Source organism: Streptomyces sp. S465, assembly GCF_026898115.1.
GTDB lineage: Bacteria > Actinomycetota > Actinomycetes > Streptomycetales > Streptomycetaceae > Streptomyces > Streptomyces luomodiensis.
In genome coordinates, this window is the sequence record NZ_CP114036.1 from 4,986,699 (window position 1) to 5,008,682 (window position 21,984).

Annotated in this window: 19 protein-coding genes and 1 tRNA gene; 7 read left to right on the top strand and 13 right to left on the bottom strand. The window is 69.8% G+C overall.

The features are described 5' to 3' along the window. Positions 1 to 54: 54 nt before the first annotated feature. Positions 55 to 3,456: an AfsR/SARP family transcriptional regulator gene (locus N6H00_RS21055; RefSeq protein ID WP_268973358.1), complete on the bottom strand. Its 3,402-nt coding sequence runs from the start codon at positions 3,454 to 3,456 to the stop codon at positions 55 to 57. A gap of 153 nt (positions 3,457 to 3,609) precedes the next feature. Between N6H00_RS21055 and N6H00_RS21060 the strand changes: the two genes are divergently transcribed. Continuing rightward, a complete protein-coding gene (locus N6H00_RS21060; RefSeq protein WP_268973359.1) occupies positions 3,610 to 5,733 on the top strand; it encodes a tetratricopeptide repeat protein in 2,124 nt (707 codons plus the stop codon). Here the strand turns inward: N6H00_RS21060 and N6H00_RS21065 are convergent. The 5 genes from N6H00_RS21065 to N6H00_RS21085 all read right to left on the bottom strand — a co-directional run bounded on the left by N6H00_RS21065 (position 5,708) and on the right by N6H00_RS21085 (position 12,621). Continuing rightward, a complete protein-coding gene (locus tag N6H00_RS21065; protein WP_268973360.1) occupies positions 5,708 to 6,568 on the bottom strand; it encodes a hypothetical protein in 861 nt (286 codons plus the stop codon). The genes N6H00_RS21060 and N6H00_RS21065 overlap by 26 nt on opposite strands. Further along, a complete protein-coding gene (locus N6H00_RS21070) occupies positions 6,565 to 7,833 on the bottom strand; it encodes a hypothetical protein (RefSeq protein ID WP_268973361.1) in 1,269 nt (422 codons plus the stop codon). The genes N6H00_RS21065 and N6H00_RS21070 overlap by 4 nt, the downstream gene beginning before the upstream one ends. A gap of 231 nt (positions 7,834 to 8,064) precedes the next feature. Next, positions 8,065 to 8,760, bottom strand: a complete 696-nt coding sequence (locus N6H00_RS21075) for a glycoside hydrolase family 11 protein (protein ID WP_268973362.1) — start codon at positions 8,758 to 8,760, stop codon at positions 8,065 to 8,067. 259 nt (positions 8,761 to 9,019) lie between these two features. Then, positions 9,020 to 11,095 carry a CocE/NonD family hydrolase gene (locus N6H00_RS21080; protein ID WP_268973363.1) on the bottom strand — a complete coding sequence of 692 codons (2,076 nt, stop codon included), beginning with the start codon at positions 11,093 to 11,095 and terminating at the stop codon, positions 9,020 to 9,022. 206 nt (positions 11,096 to 11,301) lie between these two features. Further along, positions 11,302 to 12,621 carry an ATP-grasp domain-containing protein gene (locus N6H00_RS21085; RefSeq protein ID WP_268973364.1) on the bottom strand — a complete coding sequence of 440 codons (1,320 nt, stop codon included), beginning with the start codon at positions 12,619 to 12,621 and terminating at the stop codon, positions 11,302 to 11,304. Between the two features lie 185 nt (positions 12,622 to 12,806). On the opposite strand from N6H00_RS21085, the gene N6H00_RS40565 reads away from it, so the two are divergent. Beyond that, positions 12,807 to 13,172, top strand: a complete 366-nt coding sequence (locus N6H00_RS40565) for a general stress protein (protein WP_443072996.1) — start codon at positions 12,807 to 12,809, stop codon at positions 13,170 to 13,172. Positions 13,173 to 13,365: 193 nt separating this feature from the next. Here the strand turns inward: N6H00_RS40565 and N6H00_RS21100 are convergent, their stop codons facing one another. After that, entirely contained in the window at positions 13,366 to 13,758 is a 393-nt protein-coding gene (locus tag N6H00_RS21100) for an ANTAR domain-containing protein (protein WP_268973365.1), read from the bottom strand. 594 nt (positions 13,759 to 14,352) lie between these two features. On the opposite strand from N6H00_RS21100, the gene N6H00_RS21105 reads away from it, so the two are divergent. Further along, positions 14,353 to 14,994 carry a DUF4232 domain-containing protein gene (locus tag N6H00_RS21105; protein WP_268973366.1) on the top strand — a complete coding sequence of 214 codons (642 nt, stop codon included), beginning with the start codon at positions 14,353 to 14,355 and terminating at the stop codon, positions 14,992 to 14,994. 264 nt (positions 14,995 to 15,258) lie between these two features. After that, entirely contained in the window at positions 15,259 to 15,984 is a 726-nt protein-coding gene (locus tag N6H00_RS21110; protein WP_268973367.1) for a DUF899 domain-containing protein, read from the top strand. Between the two features lie 120 nt (positions 15,985 to 16,104). Here N6H00_RS21110 and N6H00_RS21115 read toward each other — a convergent pair whose 3' ends face one another. The 5 genes from N6H00_RS21115 to N6H00_RS21135 form a co-directional block, all read right to left on the bottom strand. Then, positions 16,105 to 17,319, bottom strand: a complete 1,215-nt coding sequence (locus N6H00_RS21115) for a serine hydrolase domain-containing protein (protein ID WP_268973368.1) — start codon at positions 17,317 to 17,319, stop codon at positions 16,105 to 16,107. Between the two features lie 598 nt (positions 17,320 to 17,917). Further along, positions 17,918 to 18,265: a nucleotidyl transferase AbiEii/AbiGii toxin family protein gene (locus tag N6H00_RS21120; protein ID WP_268973369.1), complete on the bottom strand. Its 348-nt coding sequence runs from the start codon at positions 18,263 to 18,265 to the stop codon at positions 17,918 to 17,920. Between the two features lie 56 nt (positions 18,266 to 18,321). Beyond that, positions 18,322 to 18,558, bottom strand: coding sequence for a hypothetical protein (locus N6H00_RS21125; RefSeq protein ID WP_268973370.1), 237 nt, complete (start codon positions 18,556 to 18,558; stop codon positions 18,322 to 18,324). Further along, on the bottom strand, positions 18,558 to 18,887 hold the full coding sequence (locus tag N6H00_RS21130; RefSeq protein ID WP_268973371.1) for a hypothetical protein: 330 nt from the start codon (positions 18,885 to 18,887) through the stop codon (positions 18,558 to 18,560). The genes N6H00_RS21125 and N6H00_RS21130 overlap by 1 nt, the downstream gene beginning before the upstream one ends. A 191-nt stretch (positions 18,888 to 19,078) precedes the next feature. Then, positions 19,079 to 19,152: transfer RNA gene (locus N6H00_RS21135), tRNA-Gly, on the bottom strand. Positions 19,153 to 19,459: 307 nt separating this feature from the next. Here N6H00_RS21135 and N6H00_RS21140 point away from each other — a divergent pair. The 3 genes from N6H00_RS21140 (at position 19,460) to N6H00_RS21150 (ending at position 20,795) form a co-directional block, all read left to right on the top strand. Further along, a complete protein-coding gene (locus N6H00_RS21140) occupies positions 19,460 to 19,624 on the top strand; it encodes a hypothetical protein (RefSeq protein ID WP_173669861.1) in 165 nt (54 codons plus the stop codon). A 92-nt stretch (positions 19,625 to 19,716) separates the two neighbouring features. Beyond that, the gene (gene dcd / locus N6H00_RS21145; protein WP_268973373.1) at positions 19,717 to 20,292 is read left to right on the top strand and encodes a dCTP deaminase; all 576 of its coding nucleotides are present in this window, start codon (positions 19,717 to 19,719) and stop codon (positions 20,290 to 20,292) included. Positions 20,293 to 20,297: 5 nt separating this feature from the next. Then, positions 20,298 to 20,795: a phosphoribosyltransferase gene (locus N6H00_RS21150; protein WP_268973374.1), complete on the top strand. Its 498-nt coding sequence runs from the start codon at positions 20,298 to 20,300 to the stop codon at positions 20,793 to 20,795. Positions 20,796 to 20,918: 123 nt separating this feature from the next. Here the strand turns inward: N6H00_RS21150 and N6H00_RS21155 are convergent, their stop codons facing one another. Continuing rightward, a complete protein-coding gene (locus N6H00_RS21155) occupies positions 20,919 to 21,884 on the bottom strand; it encodes a Yip1 family protein (protein ID WP_268973375.1) in 966 nt (321 codons plus the stop codon). Positions 21,885 to 21,984 lie beyond the last annotated feature (100 nt).

Below are 21,984 nucleotides of genomic sequence, written 5' to 3' on the forward strand. Positions count from 1 at the left end.
ACAGATGTGCGAGTCACTTGATGTGTACAGGCCGCCAAGCGATTCGATAATAAGTTACTCGGCGGTCGCTTGGCCTGTGCCTTCTCGATCGATTCTGCTCAGGAGTATGTGCAGTCTGCTCGTTTCCTGTTCGTCCCATGCACATAGCGCGGAGAGTGCTCTCCTCAGCAGGTCCCTGGCAGCCGCCGTATCCCCCGTCGCCAGTCGTACCTCGGCGAGGATCGCTTCCGCCCTCGCCTTCTCGTCGAGGGCGTTGACCCTCGCCGCGGTCGCTACGGCCGCCGCCAAGTGCTCGGCCGCGTCATCGAGCCGGCCACCGGCGAGTTCGGCCTTTCCGAGGCCGCGGAGCGCACGCGTGATCTCCTGGGTCGTTCCGATGTCGCGGGCGATGTCGAGCGCCTTCAGATGGTTCTCCACGGATGCCTCGACGGAGTGCTCCTTCAAGTGCGCTTCCCCGAGCCCGTTGTATGCTGTCGCCTGACTCTTTCTATCGCCCAGCAGGCGAAAGTCCACCAAGGCCTGCTGGTGCAATGCCAGGGCGCGGCTGCTTTCGCCGGTTTCGGCGAGATTCGCGGCCAAGTTGGTGCGCACCATCGCCTGGGCGTAGAGATTTCCCGTGGACTCGGTCAGGGGGAGCAATTCCTCGAAGGTCTTCCGGGCTTGTGCGTAGTCTCCTTTGCGCGCATACAGGTCGCCCAAATTGTTGAGCGTCCTGATAAGGCCCGACTGGTCACCTGCGGACCGGAAACCGGATATCGCGTTCTGGAAGTGGTCGCGCGCGCGATCCAGTTCTCCGAGAGCGAGCAGGGAGATGGCAATGTTGTTGCGGCACTTGGCCTGGTCCCAGACGCTCCCCGTCGTCATCGCGATCGCGAGCGCTTTCCGGTGCAGTGCCACGGCCGTCTCGTTCTCGCCCAGGTGCCAGCGCAGCACTCCCAGAATCCGATAGCCCTCCGCCTCCGCCTCGTGATGGCCCGTGGCCCGTGCGATCTCCAGAGCCCGTTCGCCCGCCTCCACGGCTTGTGCGTAGCGGCCCGTATTGGCGTGGTTGGAGCTGAGGCAGAGCAGCGCGTGGCTCAGAGCCTGTTGGTCGCCGGTGCGTGCCCAGTGTCCGGCGGCGTGCTCGAGGATGTCGGCGGCGTCCCGCCAGTGACACTCGGCGTCCAGGAAACCGGCCAGGGCGTGGGCGAGAAGGGCCGCGGAGCGCGGGGAGCCGTGCATGCGGGCGTGGCGCTCGGCGGCCAGGAGGTTGCCGCGTTCGGCGGTGAACCAGGCGCGGGCCTCGTCGGCGTTCCGAGGGGCGGAGGGGGCCGGGGGCCGGTCGGTGTCGTCTCCGGGGAGGCGGATCCTGCGCGGATACGCCAGGCGATTGGCCTGCTCCGCGCCCAGCAGGTAGAAGGCGACGAGTCGCTCCAGGGCCGCTGCGCGCTCCTGCTCGCTGTCTTCCGCAAGGGAGAGCATCCGGGCGTATTCGCCCAAAAGGTCGTGGTAGCGGTAGCGTTCCGGGGTCGGTTCCCGAAGGAGATGGCACTCCAATAATGACTCGATCAGACGTTCGGTGTCCTTCGGGGGAAGATCGAGCAGCGCGGCGGCCGACTCAGCGGTGAAGTCGGGCCCCGGGTGCAGTCCCAGGCGGCGGAACGTCGTGCGTTGCGCGGTGTCGAGGGCCCGATAGCTCAGGGCGAAGGCGCGCACCATCTCCCCGTCGGCGTTGCGGATCTCCCCCAGGGGACCGGGGCCGCGCGCCAGCCGCTCGCCCAGGGTGGTCAGGCTCCAGGAGGGGCGGGACCGGAACCGATTGGCCACGAGTTCGATGGCGAGCGGTAAATGCCCGCACAGCCGCACGATGCGGGTGGTCTCCGTGATGTCCTGGGTCCGTGCCGCACCCGCGAAACTACGGAAGAGGCTGATCGCGTCATCGGTCGGCAGGACGTCCAGGGGAAGCGGAACCGCATGGGGGAGCCCGGTCAGATGGCGGCGGCTGGTGACGATGGTCAGGGACGGCGAGTTGCCGGGCAGGAGCGGTGACACCTGATCGGGGCCGGCCGCGTCGTCCAGCACGATCACGGCTCGGCGGTCGGCGATGGTGGTCCGCCACTGGGCGATCAACTCGTCCCTCCGGACGGGTATGGTGCCGGCGGGCGCGCCGAACATCCGCAGGAGCGTCGCGAGGGCCGCGCTCGGATCCAGCGGTTCCTGGGCCGGTGAGTGGCCCCTCAGATCGAGGAACACCTGCCCGTCCGGGTACCTGGGCGCGAGCGTACGGGCCGTGTGGACGGCGACCGCCGTCTTACCGACACCCGCCATGCCGCTGACCGTCTCCAGCGTCAGGACCGGCCCCTCGTGCGACTCGGCGCTGATGGCGGCCATCAGGACGTCGAGCTCGGAGCGCCTGCCGACGAGCGGGGGCTGGTACGGCAGGTTCCGTGGCGGAGGGGGCTGGGCGGCGGGGTGGGGCCCGGGAGGGGGCGCGGAAGACGCTCCCTCTCCGGTGGCCGCCTCCTCTCCGGTGGCCGCCTCCTCTCCGGTGGCCGCCTCCTCTCCGGCGGCCGCCCGCTCTCCCGTGGTCGCCCCGTCAGCGGCCCGATCCTTGCCAGCGGCCCGATCCCCGTCAGCAGCGCGATCCCTGCCGGCAGCGCGATCCCCGGCGGTTCCGACGAGTCCGGCCACCGGTGCCCTGTCGAGGACACCGCGGTGTATCCGGTCCAGTTCGGCGCCCGGGTGCGAGCCGAACTCCGACATCAGCAGCCGCCGGGCTTGCTGGTACACCCGCAGCGCGTCGGTGTACCTCCCGCTGCCGTAGTACGCCAGCATCAGCAGTCCCGCCAGCGTCTCGTCCTCGGGGCGGTGGCGGACCAGGGCCGACAGCTCACCGACCGAGTCCGCGAAACGGCCGAGCCGGTGCAGGGCGGCGATGCGGGAGACGGTGGCGTGGAGACGACGCTCGGCGAGCGTCTCGCGCACGGTCCCGGCCCAGGTGCCGGGAAGTCCGGCGAGGGCCTCCCCTTGCCAGAGGCGCTCGGCGCGGGTGAGAAGGTCCACGATGCTCTCGTCGTCGCCGTCTGTCGTCACCGCTCCCGCCAGATCGGTCAGGTGCTGGAAGCGGTTCAGGTCGATCGACTCGGGGTCGGCCTCCAGCGCATAGGTGTGGGCCCGGCTGGTGATGCGCGGGGCGCCCGGACCCGTACCGGCGAGGCGCAGGTGTTTCCGTACCCGCGAGATGTACGTGTGCGTGTTCTCCCGGGCGCGCGGTGGGGCCTTGCCGTCCCAGAGCCGGTCCGTGAGCGTGTCCATGGAGACGGGGCGGCCCGCCTCCAGCGCCAGAGCGGCGAGGACGGCCCGTTCTTTGTCCGATCCGAGCGTCAGCCGCCGGTCTGCCAGCCGAAGCTCCACCGGCCCCAGTAAGTGGATGTCCACCAGCGCCCTCCCGCTGGTCGGTCCCTTCTCAGCGAGCATGGCACGGGGCGGTGGAGAGTCGCTATACGCCGCGTCCGACGCACTGGCCGAATCACGTCCTCGGGTCTTTCCGGGTGCATCGCCGGAGCCCGGTTCAGGGTAGGACCGGACTGATCCACTCAAGCGGCGACCGACTGACCGGGGGGCGGACGGATGGGCCAGGCACCGGAGGACGCCCATAACAACACGGTCGGCGGCCAGGCCCGGATTCATGGCGCAGCCGTGCAGGCGCGCGATGTGCACGGCGGCATCCATGTACACACCGAGGCGGCCACCGCGATGCCACCGCCCCGGCAGCTCCTGCCGGTGCCCGCCCACTTCACCGGCCGTCGCCAGGATCTCGCGGCGTTGGACGCGCTGTTCACCGGACGGGAGCGGGACCGGCCGTCCCGCACCCTGATCGTGGTCAGCGGCCCGGCCGGCGTCGGCAAGACGACGTTGGCGGGCAAGTGGCTGCACTCGCTCGCGTCCGAGTTCCCCGACGGGCAGCTCTACGCCGACCTGCGGGGGCACTCGGCCGGCGGCCCGGCGAGCCCCGGCGAGATTCTGAGCCAGTTCCTGCGGGCGCTCGGTGCCGGTTCGGTACCCGCCGATATGGCCGAAAAGGCATCGTTGTGGCGGTCTTGGACCGCTGAGGCCCGGATCGCGGTGATGTTGGACAACGCGTTCACGGCCGCGCAGGTCCGTCCGCTGCTGCACGCGGGCCCGGGTGGCCTCACGGTGGTGACCAGCCGCCGCAGGCTGACCGGCCTCCGCATGGACGGAGCGGCGATGCACCACCTGGACGCGCTGGCACCGGCCGCCGGGGCCGAGCTGCTCAGCCGTGCGATCGGTGACGACCGCGTCGCGAAGGAGCCCCACGCCGCGCGCCAGGTCGTCGCGCTGTGCGCGGGACTGCCGCTCGCCGTCTGCGTCGCCTCCGCGCGCCTGGCGTCCAGGCCACGACAGTCCGTCAAGACGCTGGCGGACGCTCTGACCCGGGACACGGAGCGTCTGACCGCGCTGGAAGTGGAGGGGGAGGCCACGGTGCGGAACGCGCTGGACGCGTCGTACACGGTATTGAGCGAGGGCGCCGCCCTCCTCTACCGCAGACTCGGACCACTGCCCTTGCGGACCTTCGACGCGCGAGTCGCCGCCGCGGCCTGCGCCGAATCCCTGACGTGGGCCGAAGCCCGGCTGGACGAGCTCGTCGAGGCCAGCCTGATGGAGGACATCGGTCCGGACACCTGCCGGTTCCACGACCTGGTCCAGATCCACGCCCGGGGCGCGGCCGCCGCGGAGGACAGCCCCGAGGCCCGTGAGGAGGCCCTGCGGCGGGTCTGCGACTGGTATCTGGAGACCGCCACCGAAGCCGAGAAACGGCTCACGCCCGCACAGTTCGTCCTCCCCAGGGATGTGGTCCACCCGTCCGGGCTGCCCGTGCCGTTCACCGACGACCCGAGCGCGCTCGACTGGCTCGATGCCCACCGGACGAACCTGATGGCGGTGGTCCGTGCCGCCGCCGCCCGCGCATGGCACGCCATGGCCTGGCAGTTGGTGGACGCCATGTGGCCGCTCTTCCTCCGGCTGCGCTACTACGACCTGTGGATCGAGGCCCATGAGCTCGGCCTGGAGGCGGCGCGCGAAGACGGGAACACCGAGGCCGAGCGCCAGATGCTCAATTCCGGTGCCATCGGGCTGAGCGCCGCCGACCGCGTCGACGAGGCGGCCGAGTGGTACGCGCGGTCCCTCCGGGCGGCGCGCGAGGCGGGCGATGTACGGGACGAGGGGCAGGCGCTCCTGGGCCTGGGGACCTGCCACCGCACGGCCGGGCGGACGGCCCAGGCCGTCCCGTACCTCCATCAGGCCATCGACCTGTGGGACTCGTGCGGATATCCGCGCGGTGTGGCCCTCACCAGGATCGTCCTCGGCGAGATCGCACTCGCCCAGGACGATCCCGGCCTGGCCGTCGAGTACTTCACACAGGCTCGGGCCGGCCTCCTGGCCGTACGGGACCCCCATGACGCCGCCCGCGCCCTGGTCTTCCTGGGCCGTGCCCGTGCGCGCGCCGGCGAGCACACGGCGGGGGTGGCGGCGATGGAGGAGGCGCTCGCGGTGTTCACCTCCTCCGGCGCCGCTCACTGGCGGGCCCGTGCCCTCGAAATGCTCTCGGACAGCGCGCGGGAACGCGGGGACGACGCGGCGGCACGCGACTTCCGCGCTCGGGCGCTCGCGCTGTTCGAGGTCACCAGCCCCTCCGACGCACGGCGGCTCAGGGACGCGCCGGCCGGAACCTGACCCACGGGCGCGCGGCCGGACCCTTCAGGGACGCCGGTTCCGCGAGCGCTTCCGCCTCCAGCGCCGTCGGTCCCTTCAGCGCCGTCGGTCCCTCCAGCGCCGCCGGGCCCTTCAGCGCTTCCGGGCCCTTCAGCGCTTCCGGGCCCTTCAGTGCTGCTGGTTCCGCCAGTGCGTCCGGGCCCTTCAGCGCTGCTGGTTCCGCCAGTGCGTCCGGGCCCTTCAGCGCTGTTGATTCCGCCAGCGTGTCCGGACCCATCAGCGCGTCCGGGCTCTTCAGCGCCGCCGGTCCCTCCAGTGCGTCCGGGCTCTTCAGCGACGCCGGGCCCTCCAGCGCCTCCGGCCCATCCAGTCCCTCCAGCCCATCCAGCAGCCCGCTCAGCGGGAGCCCCGCCACCAGCCAGGCGTGCAGGCAGGACACGAAAAGCCATTGCTCCGCAGGCACCCCGCACGGCAGAACGACGACGCCCGGCTCCGTACCGGCGGCCGCCGCCCAGCCGCCCTCGGCCAGTGGCACGGCGGCCAGCCGGCAGCCTGGTCGGGACGACCTGACGTCCGCCAGCCATCGCACCGCCTCGGCGGCCGGACGCGGGCGGCTTCCGCGCAGGACGTCGGCGCAGTCCAGCCAGCGGGTGCCGGGGCGGGCGTCGGCGTCCACCGTCAGATGCTCGTCGAGGACGGGCGCCCGCGGGGCGGCCGCGCGTCCGGGGCGGGCCAGCAGGACGCCTCCGCCGGTCGCCCGGCCCGTCCCCAGGCACAGGGACGGAGCCGGTGTGGGCTCCGGCGGGGCCTCCTCCCGCCACTCCACGGTGACGAAACACCAGGCCGGGCAGGTCATGCCGACGCCTCGCCACGGTCGGACGCGCCACGTCCGGACGCGCATGCCCACGGCGACGGATCGGACGTCCACGTCCGCAGCGACGGCGGATCCGGCAGCGGCAGCGCCCGCGGCTCGTGGGCGGGCTGGCCCAGCCCCATCAGGCGGTACATCAGCCGCCGCATGTTGCGGTGGAAACGGCCGGGCTCGGAGGTGATGCGCGCGGCGATCGCGGCGTACTCCTCCGGGCGGTATTCCGCGGCGGCGTAGGCGAGTTGCTCGGGGAGCGGATGGGCCGGCGACAGCGCGGGCGCGGTGACGGCGAGCGTGGCGGCCGGAGAGTCCGGGTTGATCTCCGGCTCCGGCGACCCGGTGAGCAGGATCGGCACTCCGGTGAGTGTTCCGTAGAGGGTGACCGAGCCGTGGTCGCCGACGATGTAGTCGGCGGCGATCAGCATGGTGCGCCAGTCCGCCTCCGGCGGCACCACGCTGACCCCCAGCTGACCGCACCACGCCAACCACGCCTTGACCTGCCACGGTCCATGGCCCGACCACACGTTGGGGTGGACGAGGACGGCCGTACGGTAACGGCCGGACGGCAGCTCCCCGATCATGCGGGGCAGCATCGTCTCGAACCGGCCGAAGAACGAGTGCGGCCCCCAGGTCGAGACGGCGAGCACCAGCCGTTCCCCGTCCGCGAGGCCCAGCGCACGGCGGTACGCGGCGCGCCGCGACAGGCTCGCGGCGATCCGGTCGTGCGCGGGGTCGCCCACCACATGCGCCAGCTGGAGCGCCTCGGGGCAGTGACGGCCCAGCTCCCGCAGATCGGCGTGGTGCGGCACCACCACGGCGGCCGGCGGCTTGCCGCCGGGCATGAGGTCGCGCCTGCGCAGCCCCGCCACGCCCGCGTCCGGCGCTCCGGGCAGGCGTTTGAGGTAGTTGGCGCCGTGCGGCATGGTGATCAGCGGTGCCCGCACCTGCTCCACCCCACGCGGCCCGGCCGCCACGGCGAGGTCGAAGGTCATGCGGGTGGCCTCCGCCCAGGGCAGCACGGGGCTGCCCAACTCCTGGAGGAAACGCGGCACTTCGTCCCCGAAGACATGGGGCGGTGCGGTGAACGCCACCTGGAGCCGGAAGTCGGCTGCCAGGAGCGACAGGACATCGAGAAGTCGCTTCGCGTAGGTGATGGTGTGGACGACGGCCAGCACTTTCTTGCGCCCCACCAGTGTGAGCCACTGACGGGGCTCGTCCAGCGGAGCCTCTGTGATCGTGTTCAACGCCGACATGGCGCCCCCCGGTTCGATCTCATGCGGATTCCGGATGATTTCCGATGTGGACTTGTCTGGGTCTCGCGTCGGTCCTCTGCCCGGCCCGGCGGACAGAAGGCTTGCCGGACCCTTGCGGAAACCTTGCGCGGGGGGGGGTCTGTGTGCGGGGGGCGCCCGGCCCGCGCGGCAAGAAGCCCCGGGCTGTCGGCCCGGGGCTTCAATGGCGGTGGGACGGGAGGGGCGGGATGTTCATCCACTCACTGTGAGGCTGGAGTTCCCACTGCTCTGGTATCCCTCGGTGGCGAGGATCATGTAGTACACGAAACTGCCCAGGTTCATTCCGGAGCGGGCCCAAGCGTCGAAGTGATTGCCCGTGGTGATGGTTCCGCCCGTTTTCTTCGACTGCCGGACACTCCAGTACTGGTTGAACGTTCGCGTGCCTTCGACCGAGGGGGCGTTGTAGCGCGTGGTCTGGTAGATGTCGTACGTACCGCCGTCACTGCTGACCGCGCCCTTGTACGTGCCGGTGGGCCGGTATGTGCCCCAGTTGTCGACGATGTAGTACTCCACCAGTGGATTTGAGGTCCACCCATAGAGGGCGAGATATCCGTTGCCGGACGGGTTGAAGCTGCCCGAGTACTGCACGCTCCTGCGGCCGCCGTTGCTCCAGCCCTTGCCGCAGACGAAGTTCCCGCAGTTGGTCCACGAGGTCCGGTAGCTGCCACCGGACGCCAGGGTCATGGAGACCGATCCACCGCCGTCGGTCCAGAACGAGTAGTAGAAGCCGTTGTTGGTGCCGGTCTGATTCGTGGTGATCGTGGTGTCGGCGTTGGCGGCTCCGATGCCGGGCAGCGTCATCCCGGCGGTGACCAGCGTCAAGGCGCCGGCCCGGCCGAGTAAGCCTCGGCGGCTGATCGGGTGTGCGGGGGTGTTGTCCCGGTGCATGCTTCCTCCTCGTGAAGGACCGGTGATGCCGACAGTGTTGGACCGCCCCTGTGGAGTGTCAACGGTTTCCGCAAGGATTACGGAAAGTCTGTCGTGGTCACTGATCACTTGAGGATGAATAACCGCTGTTCATGCGCCTTTCTTGCTGATCGAATTCGGCGCTGATCGCTGAAATCCCGACTACGAAGATCAATCTTCAATCCGTCGCAGCGAAAGTTTTCGGAGCACTTCCGGACCGTTCGGGCGTCGCGGTGGGCGGTTACAGACAGTCCCGGGGCAGCGTCTCGTTCCAGCTGCGGGAGAACACCCGCCGGTCGCCCTCGTAGCCGTCCAGCGTGGCGTCGATGAAGAACTCGGTCTCGCTGGACCGCAGCACCGTGCTCGTCACCACCCGCGTCTCCCAGTCGTCGCGGTGGAAGCGCATGGTCCAGGTGGACTCGCCGCCCACCGAGGTGAAGTCGTCCGCGACGGCGGTGTAGCGCTCGTAGGCCCGGCGGCCGACGTCCAGCCCGATGTCCTCGAAGCGCTGGGTGCCCGCGTCCTTGACGATCTCCAGCTCGGACCGGTAGCCGACCAGGTCGCGCTTGACGTCCCAGCGTTCCTCGGGAGGCGTGAGCCGGGTGGTGGCGATGGGGGCCGCGCCCTCGGGTTCGCCGAACGGACGCTGGGGCCCGTCCTCGCCCGACGGCGCCCGGCGCAGCGGCAGGGTGAGGGTGCTGGCGCCCTCGTACACGCTCAGCAGGACCGGCCTGGGCGGGGGCCAGGCGAGCGGCCAGTACGACGTGGACAGCGACAGCCGGATGCGGTGGCCGGGCGGGAACGCCTGCGCCACGCCGTTGAGGTGCACGCGGGCGCGGTAGCGCCGGCCGGGCTCCAGGGGTTCGGGGGTGCCGATGGACTCGCGGTGGGTGAGGTTGAGCAGCCCGTAGGTGACGCGGGTGGCGCGGCCGTCCGGAGCCACGTCGGACAGCCGGGCGGCGACCATGGCCACCGGTTCGCTGACCGACAGTTCCAGTTCGACGGAGGGGGAACCGAGGATCTCCACCCGCTCGGTGAGCGGTTCGGTGTCGAACACCAGTGAGCCGCCGTCCTCCTCCCGCTGGTCGTACGGCAGGTCCGGAGGCGCGTTGTAGGAGGCCCACTTGCCGGCGAACTGGCCCACGGACAGCGGGGACTGAACGGTCAGCGCCGTGCCGTCCGGGTCCTGTTGCCGTTCCTGTTGCTGTTTCTGTTCCCGTTCCCGTTCGTCAGGTGTGGCACCGGCGGCTCCGATGCGGTGGCGCGTGAGCGGGTGCGCGACCGGCTCGACGTTCGGGGAGGGCCACTGGGGCTCGTCCACCCAGCGGCCGGGCCGTTCCTCGTAGGCGGTGGAGGGCGGCACGCTGTCCTGCATCCAGGTCCGCAACATGGGCCCGTCCATGACGCCGTTGTCCACGCCCTTCAGCCAGTGGTCCCACCAGCGCACCACCTCCTGGAGATAGCCGATGGCGGGGCCGGGCTCGCCCAGGTGCGGGTACTTGTGCGACCAGGGGCCGATCAGGCCCTTGCGCGGCACGTCCAGATGGCTGAGCAGCCGGGTCACGGCGTTGGAATAGCCGTCCGCCCAGCCGCTGGAGGCCAGCACCGGGCACCGTACGGCCTGGTAGTCCTCGCACACCGAGGCGTGCCGCCAGTAGTCGTCGCGGCGCTGGTGGCGCAGCCACTCCAGCACCCAGGGGCGGGCGTTCTCCAGCCGTTCCCGCCACATCTCGCGCCAGCGCTCACCGACCACCGCCGGGTCCGGCGGGCAGGTGGCGTACGCGAACATCGTGCCCGCCTCGGCGAGGTTGTCCGACAGCAGCGCACCGCCCATGTAGTGCATGTCATCGGCGTACCGGTCGTCGGTGAACGAGGCGATCACGATGGCCCGCAGGGACGGCGGCCGCCGGGCCGCCACCTGGAGGGCGGCGAAGGCGCCCCAGGAGATGCCCATCATGCCGGTGGTGCCGTCACACCACGGCTGCTCGGCGAGCCACGCCAGGATCTCCTCGGCGTCGCTCTGCTCCCCCTCCAGGTATTCGTCCGTCAGCACGCCCTCCGACTCGCCGGTACCGCGCAGATCGACGCGGACGCAGGCGTAGCCGTGGCCGGCGATGTACGGGTGGTGGATGGAGTCGCGTACGGCGGTCAGATCGCGTTTGCGGTACGGGATGTACTCCAGCACCGCCGGCACCGGCTCCTCGTCCGAGGACGTGGGACGCCAGATGCGGGCCGACAGGCGAACGCCGTCGGACATGGTGATCGTGACGTTTTCCTCTTCCTTCGTCGCACATGGCAGATTGCTCACGAGGCGCATAGGGCCGACATGCTCCTTCCTGGCGTCCTGGCGTCCTGGCGTCCTGGCGTCCTGGCGTCCTGGCGTCCTGGCGTCCTGGCGTCCTGGCGTCCTGGCGTCCTGGCGTCCTGGCGTCCTGGCGTCCTGGCGACTTTTCTTGCGAGACGGGTGGCACGGGTGCCCCCGGACGCCACTGGCACACCACCCGCGCCCGGGGCGACCGAGGCTCAGCCGACCTGCCTCTCCGTCTCCTCCAGGCCGCCGTCGGGGGCGGTGGCGTCGAAGAGGCGGTTCAGGGCGGCGACACAGCGGTCGTACTTCTCGCGCAGGTCCGCCTCGCTGTCCCCGCCGGTGAAGATGTGGGCCAGTTCGAAGCTGTAGCTGTCCTGCTGCGCCATCTGCGACAGCCGCTGTCCCTCCTCGGGCACCACCTCGATCCGTACGCCCGGGATCTCCCGCTCGATGCGCTCGATCTCCTCCTCGACGGGGGTGTCGTGGACCACTCCGTCGGCGAACCACCGGTAGTACCACTTGGCGGCCATGTCGTAGGGGCCGGCGCGGTGCGGCAGGGCCGGGTCCTCGCCGAAAGCCAGGCTGAGCATGCAGTGGTGGTTGGGCACCCCGTCCACGTAGGCGAAGAGTTCGGCGTGCGACTGGGAGTGCCGGGGGTTGATCTCCAGCAGATTGATCTCGTCCGTGCCCGGGTCGTAGAAGTACTCGATGCTGAACGTCGCCCCGTCCATGCCGATCTGCCGCATGACCCGCCGGGAGACGTCGTGCAGCCGCCGGATCACCGGCTCGGGCAGCGTGGAGGGGTACTGGTGGCGCAGAAAGCACGGGCTGTCGGGGTAGTCGATGGAGTCCAGCACGCCGTAGACGGTGACCTCGCCGTGGTGGACGTATCCCTCCACGGCGACCTGCACTCCGCTCAGCGCCTCCTCCGCGAGACACACCTGCCCGCCCACGCCCTCCATCTCGGGCGGGAGGTCCAGCCGTTCGAGGATGGCGTCGAACGGCCTGCCCACGCGGCCGATACCGTTGCGGATCTCGGCGACCGCCGCCCGGAACTCCTCCTCGTCCTTGACGGAGAAGGCCAGCTCCGAGGAGTACGCCAGGGCCGGCTTGAGCCACATCGGAAACCGGACGCCCTCCGGCGGCCGCGGGTCCCGCGCCTCCAGATCGACCCGGCCGAACCGCGGATGCTCATCGATCACCTTCCGCTGCTCCAGCCGACTCCAGTACTTGTGCTCGCACTTGACCACCGACTCCAGGCTCGTGCTGCGCGTGCCGTAGCGCTCGCTCAGAATCGGCACGAGCGTGCTCACCGGGAAGTCCCAGTAGCCGACGATGGCGTCGACGCTGCCCTCGAAGGCATCCAGAACACCCTCCGCCTTCGCGATGAGATCCGCCACGGAGACCTCGCCGCCCTGTAGATCCTCGACCGTGAGCAGGCGATGGAACCGGTACCGGTGGGCACCGGGGCCGCTCTCCAGGATGGGCACATTGGCCTCGTCCAGACCGATCACAAAGATGTTCTGCTCGTCCACGGAGTCCCTCCCTGCGCTGACACTTTCCGGCGCTCTGGGTACCCCTCAGCGGGCCGTCAATCCCCGGTGCGACCTCGAGTTCAAACTGTTCAAACCGCTTGGGGCGGTGCCCTGTTTAAGTCCGGGATCTCGGGTACCCGCTGCCCCGGACAGCATGAAACTCCGCGAATGAGGAGGAATCAGTGATGGCTGACAATCCCGGCAACTTCGCCAACGACCCGCAGCGCGCTTCGGAGGCCGGCCAGCGGGGTGGCCACGAGAGTGGTGGCAACTTCGCGAATGACCGGCAGCGGGCTTCGGAGGCCGGTCAGCGGGGCGGTCACGAGAGTGGTGGCAACTTCGCGAATGACCCGCAGCGGGCTTCGGAGGCCGGCCAGCGGGGCGGTCACGAGAGTGGTGGCAACTTCGCGAACGACCCGCAGCGGGCTTCGGAAGCTGGCCAGAAGGGCGGCCACGAAAGCGGTGGCAACTTCGCCAACGACCCGCAGCGCGCCTCGGAGGCCGGCCAGAAGGGCGGCCGTGAGAGCGGACGCGGCCAGGGCGGTGGCTGAACCAGCCGTTGCTGGGCGCAGTGGGCAGGAGCCATAACCCCTGCCCACTCGCTCCGGGAGACCGGTGGGCCGGACGCCACGGCGAACGGCCCACCGGTCTTTCTCTCGCCCACCGATCCTTCTCTCAGGCGGAGGCCAGTCTCAAGTGGAGGCGTCTCAGACGGAGACCGTCTCGGATGGAGACCGTCTACGACTACGCCGAACCGGAACGGTGGCGGCGGAACGCGGCCGCCATGGCCTTCTCCACCTCCGGCGCCAGGCGGCGGCGCTCGGTCGTGGCCACGAGCTGGGTCGCGACGTCACGCAGCTTGGTGTTGGTGTGCTGTGAGGTTTCCACCAGCACCTCCCACGCCGTCTCGGCCGGGCACGGCACCATGGCCATCACCATGCCCCGGGCCTGGTCGATCACAGGGCGGCTCGCCATCGCCTCCCTGAGCTGAGCGGTTTCCTCAGCCAGCTGAGCGACCTCGGCCGCCAGCCGCGTCTCACGCCTCGACGCGTCGCGCCCCCTCCGTCTCTTCCCCCTGTGCGCGGTGGCCGGGCCGACCGCGCCGACGGTGCGGGCATGACCAGGGACGGTGCTCATCAGCTCGTACTCCTGCCTGTGGTGACCCCTTCCAGGGCTTCATGGGCAACGCCACCAACGCCACCAACGCACTTTCGAGCACGTAGGGCGTATGTAGATGCAAAAGCGGCACCGGAGGCTGTTTCGCCAACCTGCCGGTGCCTACGCGAGCGACGTCGCATGCGCGCATCGAGCAGGTTGCCACTGACGCCATCGGTTAAACCACTCCCGAGTCCCGCGTCAGCGGCCGTCCAAGAGGTGACGACGGCAGGCCCGTCACGAGCCTCCCAACAGCATTGGGGAAGCGAGCCTCCTGCATACCCGTCAGGCAAAGAGGAAAGACGCGCGGTACGACGCTGAGTAACTCACCTACGCACGCCAACAGTTGGAACCACCCGTGCCGCCCCGGCCCTGAGCGCGGCCCAGCGGCGATGCCCCCGGTGCACCCACCTGTAGCTCCCCCTTCCCCCCGATTCACTCAATTCGCGAGGTCAGGGCGCTGCCAGCCCATTAGAGACGCGTTAGTAGGGTGGCAGCAGATCGTCAGCGCGGCCGGACAGTCTTGTTGTCACGGCCCCAGGACGGGGACAAACGCCCACGACAACAGGGGAACACATGTCACGTCGCATCACACTCCGTCACCTGCGCAAGGTCGCCGCCGGCGCGGTGGTCGCCGTCGCCGCGTTCGGGCTGACCGCGTGCCAGGACAACGCGGACGCCGGCGAGGGCACGAGTTCCTCCGCCTCGGCCAGCGCCTCGGACTCGGGATCCTCCGACTCGGGCACCTCGGGCACCTCGGGTTCCTCGGACTCGGATTCCGCCGGCTCCTCGGACTCCAGCGGCGGCAGCGACACCTCCGGCGGTTCGGGCTCCTGCAAGACCTCCCAGCTCGCGTTCAGCAGCTCCCATGGGATGGGCGAGGGCGATCTGATCGTCAACCTCAAGAACACCGGCTCCGCCGCCTGCACCCTCCAGGGCTTCCCCGGCGTCGACCTCAAGAGCAAGAACGGCACCGTCAGCGCCACCCGCAGCACCCTCGACGCGCCGAAGGTCAGCGTGGCGCCCAACGAGGAGACCCGCTTCACCCTCCACTACCCGCCGAACGACTCCGGCGGCAGTGGCGAGACCTTCACCACCCTCGTGGTCACCCCGCCCAACGAGACCCACTCCACGTCCCTGTCCGTCAGCATCAACGTCCCCGTCACCGACGAGACCACGTCCTCCATCAAGGTCGACCCCGTCGGCACCGGCAAGTAGGCACGCGCGGCGCGCTGACGTGATGACGCGCTGACGCAGAGAAGGCATCGCACCGCAGCGGCGCTTCCGGAACCATCCGGAAGCGCCGCGGGCGTTTGCCGGAGTCGCCGCGGGGAGGTTCGATCACACGTTTGATTTCTCGCCTTACGGCGTGCGCCGGCACCGATGTCGGCCGACCCTGGACGCAGGGCCTGCCGAGCAGCGTCCGCTCACACTCCTGGCCCAGCGCATGAGCTGGGACCGCATTGGAAGGTGAACGTCGCCATGAAGACACCCCCGATCGTCTCGCCGCAAGAGTGGGAGGCCGCGCGCGAGCGGCTGCTGGTGGAGGAGAAGCGGCTGACCCGCGCCCGCGACGCACTGGCCGCCAAACGCCGGCGGATGCCATGGGTGGCGGTGGAGAAGGCGTACGAGTTCGACGGGCCCGAGGGCAAGGCGAGTCTGCTCGACCTGTTCGCGGGCCGTCGCCAGCTGATCGTCTACCGCGCCTTCTTCGAGCCCGCCGTATTCGGCTGGCCCGACCACGCGTGCCGCGGTTGTTCCATGGTCGCCGACCACGTGGGCGACCTCGCTCACCTGCACGCCCGCGACACCACCCTCGTCTTCGCCTCGCGCGCGCCGCAGCCGGAGATCGAGCGGGTGAAGGCCCGGATGGGCTGGACCATGCCCTGGTACACGATCACCGACGACTTCGACGCCGACTTCGACGTGGACGAATGGCACGGCACGAACGCGTTCATCCGCGACGGCGACAGGGTGTTCCGCACCTATTTCATCAACGCCCGCGGCGACGAGGCGCTGGGGAACACCTGGAGCTACCTCGACATGACCGCGCTCGGGCGGCAGGAGACCTGGGAGGACTCGCCCGAGGGCTATCCCCAGACGGCACCGTACGAATGGTGGAACTGGCACGACGCGTACGGCGACCCCGAGCCGGCGCCCGAGTGGCTGGCCCAAACCCGCCGAGGCCCCCGCCACCAGCCCGACTGAACCCGTCCGACACCCGGGCCGGAGCGGGTGGGCGCCGCCACGCACATCACCTGCACACGCACACGCACACGCTTCAGGCGACCAGCCCGGCGGCACCGCTTCCTTTCTTCTTCCGGCTCCTCACCTACCGCTGGTGGCGCAGAGCTCCCGGTCGACGAGGGCGTTCTTGGCCTTCTCGGTGGACTGATCGGGCGCGGAGTCGCCGGTCGTCGCCACCACGACGACCCGGCGGCCGTCGGCGCTGATGCCGTCCCGGGTGGAGAATCCGGGGATGTCCCCGCCGTGGGTGTAGTAGGACCCGCCGCAGGACAGCGGGACCTCCTGGAGCCCGAGCCCATAGCGCGCACCGGGCCACACCGCGTCCAGCCCCTCGGCCCGCACGGTGGTCTTCATCTCGGCCAGCTGGGCCGGGCGCAGCAGCCGGCCGCCCAGGAGTGCCGAGTAGAAGCGGGACAGGTCGGCGGTGGTACTGATCATGGCTCCGGCCGAGCCGGCCGCCGTGGGGTTGAGGGCGGTGACGTCCATCGTCGTACCGGTGCCGTAGAAGCTCGAGTAACCGTGCAGGTGAGTGCCGGCGATCCACGACTCGGTGTCCGGGGCGGAGGTCTGCCGCAGGCCGAGCGGGTGGATGATCCGCCGGGTCACCTCCTGCTGCCAGCTGCGTCCGGTCGCCTTCTCGATGATCATTCCGGCCAGGACGTAATTGGTGTTGGAGTATCCCCAGCCGGCGCCGGGCGCGAAGTTCGGCTTGTGCCGCATGGCGATCGCCACGAGCTGCTCGGGGGTCCAGGTGGTGTACCGGTCGGCCTGGAAGCCGTCCGCGGTGGTCATCTCCGGGAAGTCCGCGGTGAAGTCGTAGAGTCCGCTGGTGTGTTGCAGCAGCTGCCGCACGGTGATGTCGTGGCCGTCGTTGCCGTTGCCGGACACCGCTCCCGGCAGCCAGTGGTCCACGGTGTCGTCCAGCGAGATCCGGCCCTCGCCGACGAGCTGGAGTATCACCGTGGAGACGAACGTCTTGGTGGCGCTGCCGATCCGGAAACGGTCCCCGGCCCGCGCGGGCTGCCGCGTGGCGGTGTCGGCCACCCCGGCGGTGGCCGAGTGCTGACCGCGGGGCCCGGTCGACCGGGCGACCACGCCGACCGAGCCGGTTCCGAGGATCGCGTCCACATCCTTCTGCAACGCGGCCCGGCCCGAGGCGGACGCCGCACCGGGGGATGCGGCCGAAGCCGCGGGCACCGCGACGGCGAGACCGGCCAACCCGGTCACGAGCGCCGTCGCCACGAGGCGGGAGGCGATCCGGGTCTTCGTGCGGGACGAACGCTGAGCCGATGTCATCAGGGGACGCTCCTTGCGGTGAGTACTGGTGGCGCGATGGACAGTGAACGCTGTTGAGCGCCGGTGCTCGCTGCACGAGGAAGAAGCGCCGCCACCCGGACATGGCGGCCACCCGCCAAGCCCGATTGCTCTCAACAACGAGAACGTTATCAGGTATGAGATCGGTAAGCCATCGCATCGGACGGCAGGCATCGGACGTCATGCGCCGGGGGTCAGGCATGGGGGTGGGGGGCAGACGTCGGGTCGGCGGAAGCCCGAGGCAGTGCCGGGACCGGGCCGCGCGCGGCGGGCGTGAGCGAGTCGACCCGGGAAGCCGTGATGGCCGGGGGCGTTGGGGAAGACGACCGAGCGGAGTTGTCGACCCGTGCTGGGCCGGTGCGCCCACCCGGGCGGAGAGACGAGGGATTCCGGCGCGGACCTGGCACGGCGGTAACTCCGGTCACTCGTACACGACTGCCGCGCTCAGCGCACGAGCGAAGAGTTTCCAGTCACCGTCCGCCGGCGGCTCGTGACCGAAGCCTCGTGGCTCGGTGCTGCTGGTGACGGCCCGGGTGCGTAACAAGCGTGGCCGATTGACCATCGTGCTGGCGATGACCGTTCAGAGCAGTTGCTGCTGCCAGTCCGCGAGGGTGTCGCGAATCGCCGCGGCTTCCTCAGGGGTGACGTCGTAGGCGGCGAACTGCTTGTCGGTATACCGCTGGATACGACCGAGGGAATCGGCGAACATGCGACGGTCGAAGCCGGCGTCGTTCTGGGCGGCAAGTTCCATGAGCTGTTCGCGGGTGTAGCCGACCTTCAACAGCCCCGCGACGTCGATGGCGTCGCGGACCTCGGCTCGGGTGAACAGTGCGCTGGTCTTGCCTGCGGCGACGTCGTCGCGGTGGAGTACCGGGCCGAGGTCGGATTCGACTGGTGCGCGATGGAGGAACTCGGCGACAAGCTCCACCTTGCTCTGTGTGCCCGAGGCTGGGTCAGTGACGTTCAACCTGGTGTATGTGGATGTCAGATGGACCTGCTCGACGGTATACCCGGCGCTTCGTAGGCAGCAGTAATCCGCTCCGCGGCCTGGCTCATCTCGTGGCTCGCCCTCTCGAAGGGTGCGAAGAGGTCCACGTCGTCGCTGACTCGGTTGACGATGTGGTGAGCCTGGACGGCGTAGCCGCCCGCGAGTGCGTATCCGTAGTCCTTGGCGAGCGCGTCCAGCCCGATGCGGATCAGCTCGCGGTGCAGCTCATCCACTAGGCAGCGGCTGTCGTCGTGCCGGACTCGCGGAGTTCAGGGAAGCGCGCTTCCCAAGCGGCCCTGACCGGGAGGGGCAGGAACAGGTCGTGCCATACCTGGCGCAGCGATGTCGCGTGCAGGTATGCATTGAGGTCGTCGCGCGTCTGGGCCTCGCGGATGACGCGCTCGTACATCAGCCGGAAGTCCGCCTCGTCGGCCAGGTCGTAGATGTAGTGCGGTCCCCAGTCGATGTGGCGCGGCAGCGTGACGCCATCGGTGGTGGGCCCGGCCAGCTCGGCGAGCGACTCCGGCAGTACGTACGGCTTCGCCGCTGCATACCTGCTCATGGCTCCAGCATGCCTGATGGTGCCTGCCAGCGGCGCTGGTATGGCAAACGAGTGCACTACAGAGTTGAACGTCGGCTGCGAGGAGACTGGCCGGCCTCCCCCGCACCTGATCGGGCGCGCAACGGGCACGGGAGGCGTAGAGAGGTTCAGACAACAAACAAGGCCCAGGTCGCTGACCTGGGCCTTCGCTATGGAGCGGGTGACGGGAATCGAACCCGCGCTCTGAGCTTGGGAAGCTCATGTTCTACCATTAAACTACACCCGCGAGGGGCGCCCTGATCTCTGGCGCCGTATCGTCGGACACTTTACCCCATCGCTGACCCCCGGCGCATTCGTCGTGGGGTCTTTGTGTTGTGCGGGGTGGGATGGGGGTGGAGTCGGGGGTGGTTTGGGGTGGTTTCTGGGTGGTTTTTGGTGGGGCGGGTGGGGGAGAAGCGGCTGTTGGGGTGCGGGAGTTGGGCGTACGGTGGGGGTGCGGTGAGAGGCCGGAGTGCCGCGTGGAGTGGGGTGTGGTTGATCCCCTAATGTGGCTTTTGTCGTCCACGTCGTCCACGTTCTTGGGGAAGGGACTCATGGAGCGCACCGTCGTCCGCTGTGCTGAAGGGCACGTGTTCAGCACTGCCTCGTTCCCGATGCAGCACCTCACCGTCGACCGTATCGGCCCCGGCCGGCTGCTGCGGTGCCCGCGTTGTGCCCGGCTCCGGCACGCGGTGCCGGTGGCCGCCGAGAAGCGGTGAGCGGTAGCCGATGAAGTCGCAGGGTGCGGGCCCGGTCCGGTGGGACCGGGCCTGTGCCGTGGGGGCGGGTCCGGTGTGCGTATCCTCGTTGGGTGCTTCTCTCAGACAAGGACATCCGGGCCGAGATCGACGCCGGACGGGTGCGGATTGATCCGTACGATTCGGCGATGGTGCAGCCGTCGAGCATCGACGTGCGGCTGGACCGGTTCTTCCGGGTGTTCGAGAACCACCGCTACCCGCATATCGACCCGGCGGTGGAGCAGCCCGATCTGACGCGGCTGGTGGAGCCCGAGGGCGAGGACGCGTTCATCCTGCACCCCGGGGAGTTCGTGCTGGCCTCGACGTACGAGGTCGTGTCGCTGCCGGACGACATCGCCTCGCGGCTCGAGGGGAAGTCGAGTCTGGGGCGGCTGGGGCTGCTGACGCACTCCACGGCGGGATTCATCGACCCGGGGTTCTCCGGGCATGTCACGCTCGAGCTGTCGAATGTCGCGACGCTGCCGATCAAGCTGTGGCCGGGGATGAAGATCGGGCAGCTGTGCATGTTCCGGCTGACCTCGCCCGCCGAGCATCCTTACGGCTCCGCCCGTTACGGGTCCCGATACCAGGGGCAGCGCGGGCCGACGCCCTCGCGGTCGTTCCAGAACTTCCACCGGACGAAGGTGTGAGCGGCGTGGCTGAGCAGCGCGAGAACCTTACGTACGAGCGGTTCGGGGCCGCGGTCCGCGAGCTGGCGCAGAAGATCGCCGACGATGGGTACGAGCCCGACATCGTGCTCTCCATAGCCCGCGGTGGGGTCTTCGTCGCCGGCGGGCTGGCGTACGCGCTGGACTGCAAGAACATCCACTTGGTGAACGTCGAGTTCTACACGGGCGTGGGGACCACCCTCGACATGCCCGTGATGCTCGCGCCCGTGCCCAACGCGATCGACTTCTCCGACAAGAAGGTGCTGATCGCCGATGACGTGGCGGACACCGGCAAGACGCTGAAGCTCGTCCGTGACTTCTGCCTCGGGACGGTCGCCGAGGTGCGCAGCGCGGTGATCTACGAGAAGCCGCAGTCGCTGGTGAAGTGCGAGTACGTCTGGCAGCGCACCGATCGGTGGATCAACTTCCCGTGGAGTGTCGAACAGCCCGTCGTGCGCAGGGAGGGGCAGGTGCGGGACGCTTGAGGCGGCTTGGTCGATGCCGCGCTTGAGACGCCGCGCTTGAGATGCCGCGTTTGAGGTGGTGCGTTGGAGATGGGGCCCGCTGGTGCGGGCCCCTTGGTCGTTCGGCCTGCGGTGGTGGTGGCCTTACAGCGTGCCCAGCTTCAGCAGGCTCAGCAGTGCGATCAGCTGGATCGCCGAGGCGCCCAGCGCCTTCGGCCACGGCAGGTCGTGCGACTTGCTCACCATCGAGGTGAAGAGCGCGCCCGCCGCCAGCCAGGTCGCCCAGCCCAGCACCTTCACCAGCGAGCTGTCCCCGCCCAGGAAGAGCGCGAACACCAGCCGCGGCGTGTCCGAGATCGACATGATCAGCATCGACAGGCCGATGGTCGGTGCCCAGGTGCCGTTGCCGCCCAGCTGGCGGGCGAGGGTGTGGGTGACGGCGCCCAGGATCAGCCCGCTGATCAGCACGGCGACGCCCGCGGTGAGGACCCACGGGATGCTGTTGGACATGGGGGCGTTGAGGACGTCCTCACGGGCGTCGTCGAAGCCGAAGACCGCCAGCAGACCGTAGATGAAGGTCACGATCAGCGCCGGGCCCCACACCGCGTAGTCCCGCATCGCCCAGAAGGTGTCCGACGGGCGCAGCACGATGCCGCTCAGCAGCTGCTTCCAGGGCAGCCGGGGGCCGGCGGGCGGGGCGGTGGAGGAGCCGGTGCGGTAGGTCTGCCCGGCGTAGCCGCCGTCGTACGAACCGGGGTCCTGGCCGTACGGGTCGTACGCGTCGGGCGCCTCGCCGATGCTGAACTGCTGCGTATGGCCCGCGTTGTTGTCGGCGTACGCGCCGCCCTGTCCGTACGGTCTCTGCCCCTGGCCGTAGCCTCCCGGGCCGGGGCCGGGACCCTGCCCGGCCCCGGGCCCGGGGCCGTAGTGCGGGTCCTGGCCGCCGAAGTACTCCGGCTCTCCCTGTGAGGCGGGCTGCTGCCACTGCGGCTGCGGCTGACCGCCGTACGGCTCGTGCTGCCCGTACGGCGGCTGCGGCGGTCGCTGCTGCTGCCCCTGTTGCGCGGAGTGGGAGTCCCGTCCGCGTCCGATCCTGAATCCAGCCACCATGTGAACGTACCCGGTCGTAGCGGGCCGGGTGCGGGAGCTGCGTGGCGGGGCCAGGCATTGCGGCCGAGCTGTGACATCCCCTAGGGGGTTCCGGTCGGGT

Bases quoted from the DNA above. Each gene is read 5' to 3' on its own strand.
- N6H00_RS21055 (WP_268973358.1), bottom strand. From the start codon at position 3,456: ATGCTCGCTGAGAAGGGACCGACCAGCGGGAGGGCGCTGGTGGACATC.
- N6H00_RS21060 (WP_268973359.1), top strand. From the start codon at position 3,610: ATGGGCCAGGCACCGGAGGACGCCCATAACAACACGGTCGGCGGCCAG.
- N6H00_RS21065 (WP_268973360.1), bottom strand. From the start codon at position 6,568: ATGACCTGCCCGGCCTGGTGTTTCGTCACCGTGGAGTGGCGGGAGGAG.
- N6H00_RS21070 (WP_268973361.1), bottom strand. From the start codon at position 7,833: ATGTCGGCGTTGAACACGATCACAGAGGCTCCGCTGGACGAGCCCCGT.
- N6H00_RS21075 (WP_268973362.1), bottom strand. From the start codon at position 8,760: ATGCACCGGGACAACACCCCCGCACACCCGATCAGCCGCCGAGGCTTA.
- N6H00_RS21080 (WP_268973363.1), bottom strand. From the start codon at position 11,095: ATGCGCCTCGTGAGCAATCTGCCATGTGCGACGAAGGAAGAGGAAAAC.
- N6H00_RS40565 (WP_443072996.1), top strand. From the start codon at position 12,807: ATGGCTGACAATCCCGGCAACTTCGCCAACGACCCGCAGCGCGCTTCG.
- N6H00_RS21100 (WP_268973365.1), bottom strand. From the start codon at position 13,758: ATGAGCACCGTCCCTGGTCATGCCCGCACCGTCGGCGCGGTCGGCCCG.
- N6H00_RS21105 (WP_268973366.1), top strand. From the start codon at position 14,353: ATGTCACGTCGCATCACACTCCGTCACCTGCGCAAGGTCGCCGCCGGC.
- N6H00_RS21110 (WP_268973367.1), top strand. From the start codon at position 15,259: ATGAAGACACCCCCGATCGTCTCGCCGCAAGAGTGGGAGGCCGCGCGC.
- N6H00_RS21115 (WP_268973368.1), bottom strand. From the start codon at position 17,319: ATGACATCGGCTCAGCGTTCGTCCCGCACGAAGACCCGGATCGCCTCC.
- N6H00_RS21130 (WP_268973371.1), bottom strand. From the start codon at position 18,887: ATGAGCAGGTATGCAGCGGCGAAGCCGTACGTACTGCCGGAGTCGCTC.
- N6H00_RS21140 (WP_173669861.1), top strand. From the start codon at position 19,460: ATGGAGCGCACCGTCGTCCGCTGTGCTGAAGGGCACGTGTTCAGCACT.
- N6H00_RS21155 (WP_268973375.1), bottom strand. From the start codon at position 21,884: ATGGTGGCTGGATTCAGGATCGGACGCGGACGGGACTCCCACTCCGCG.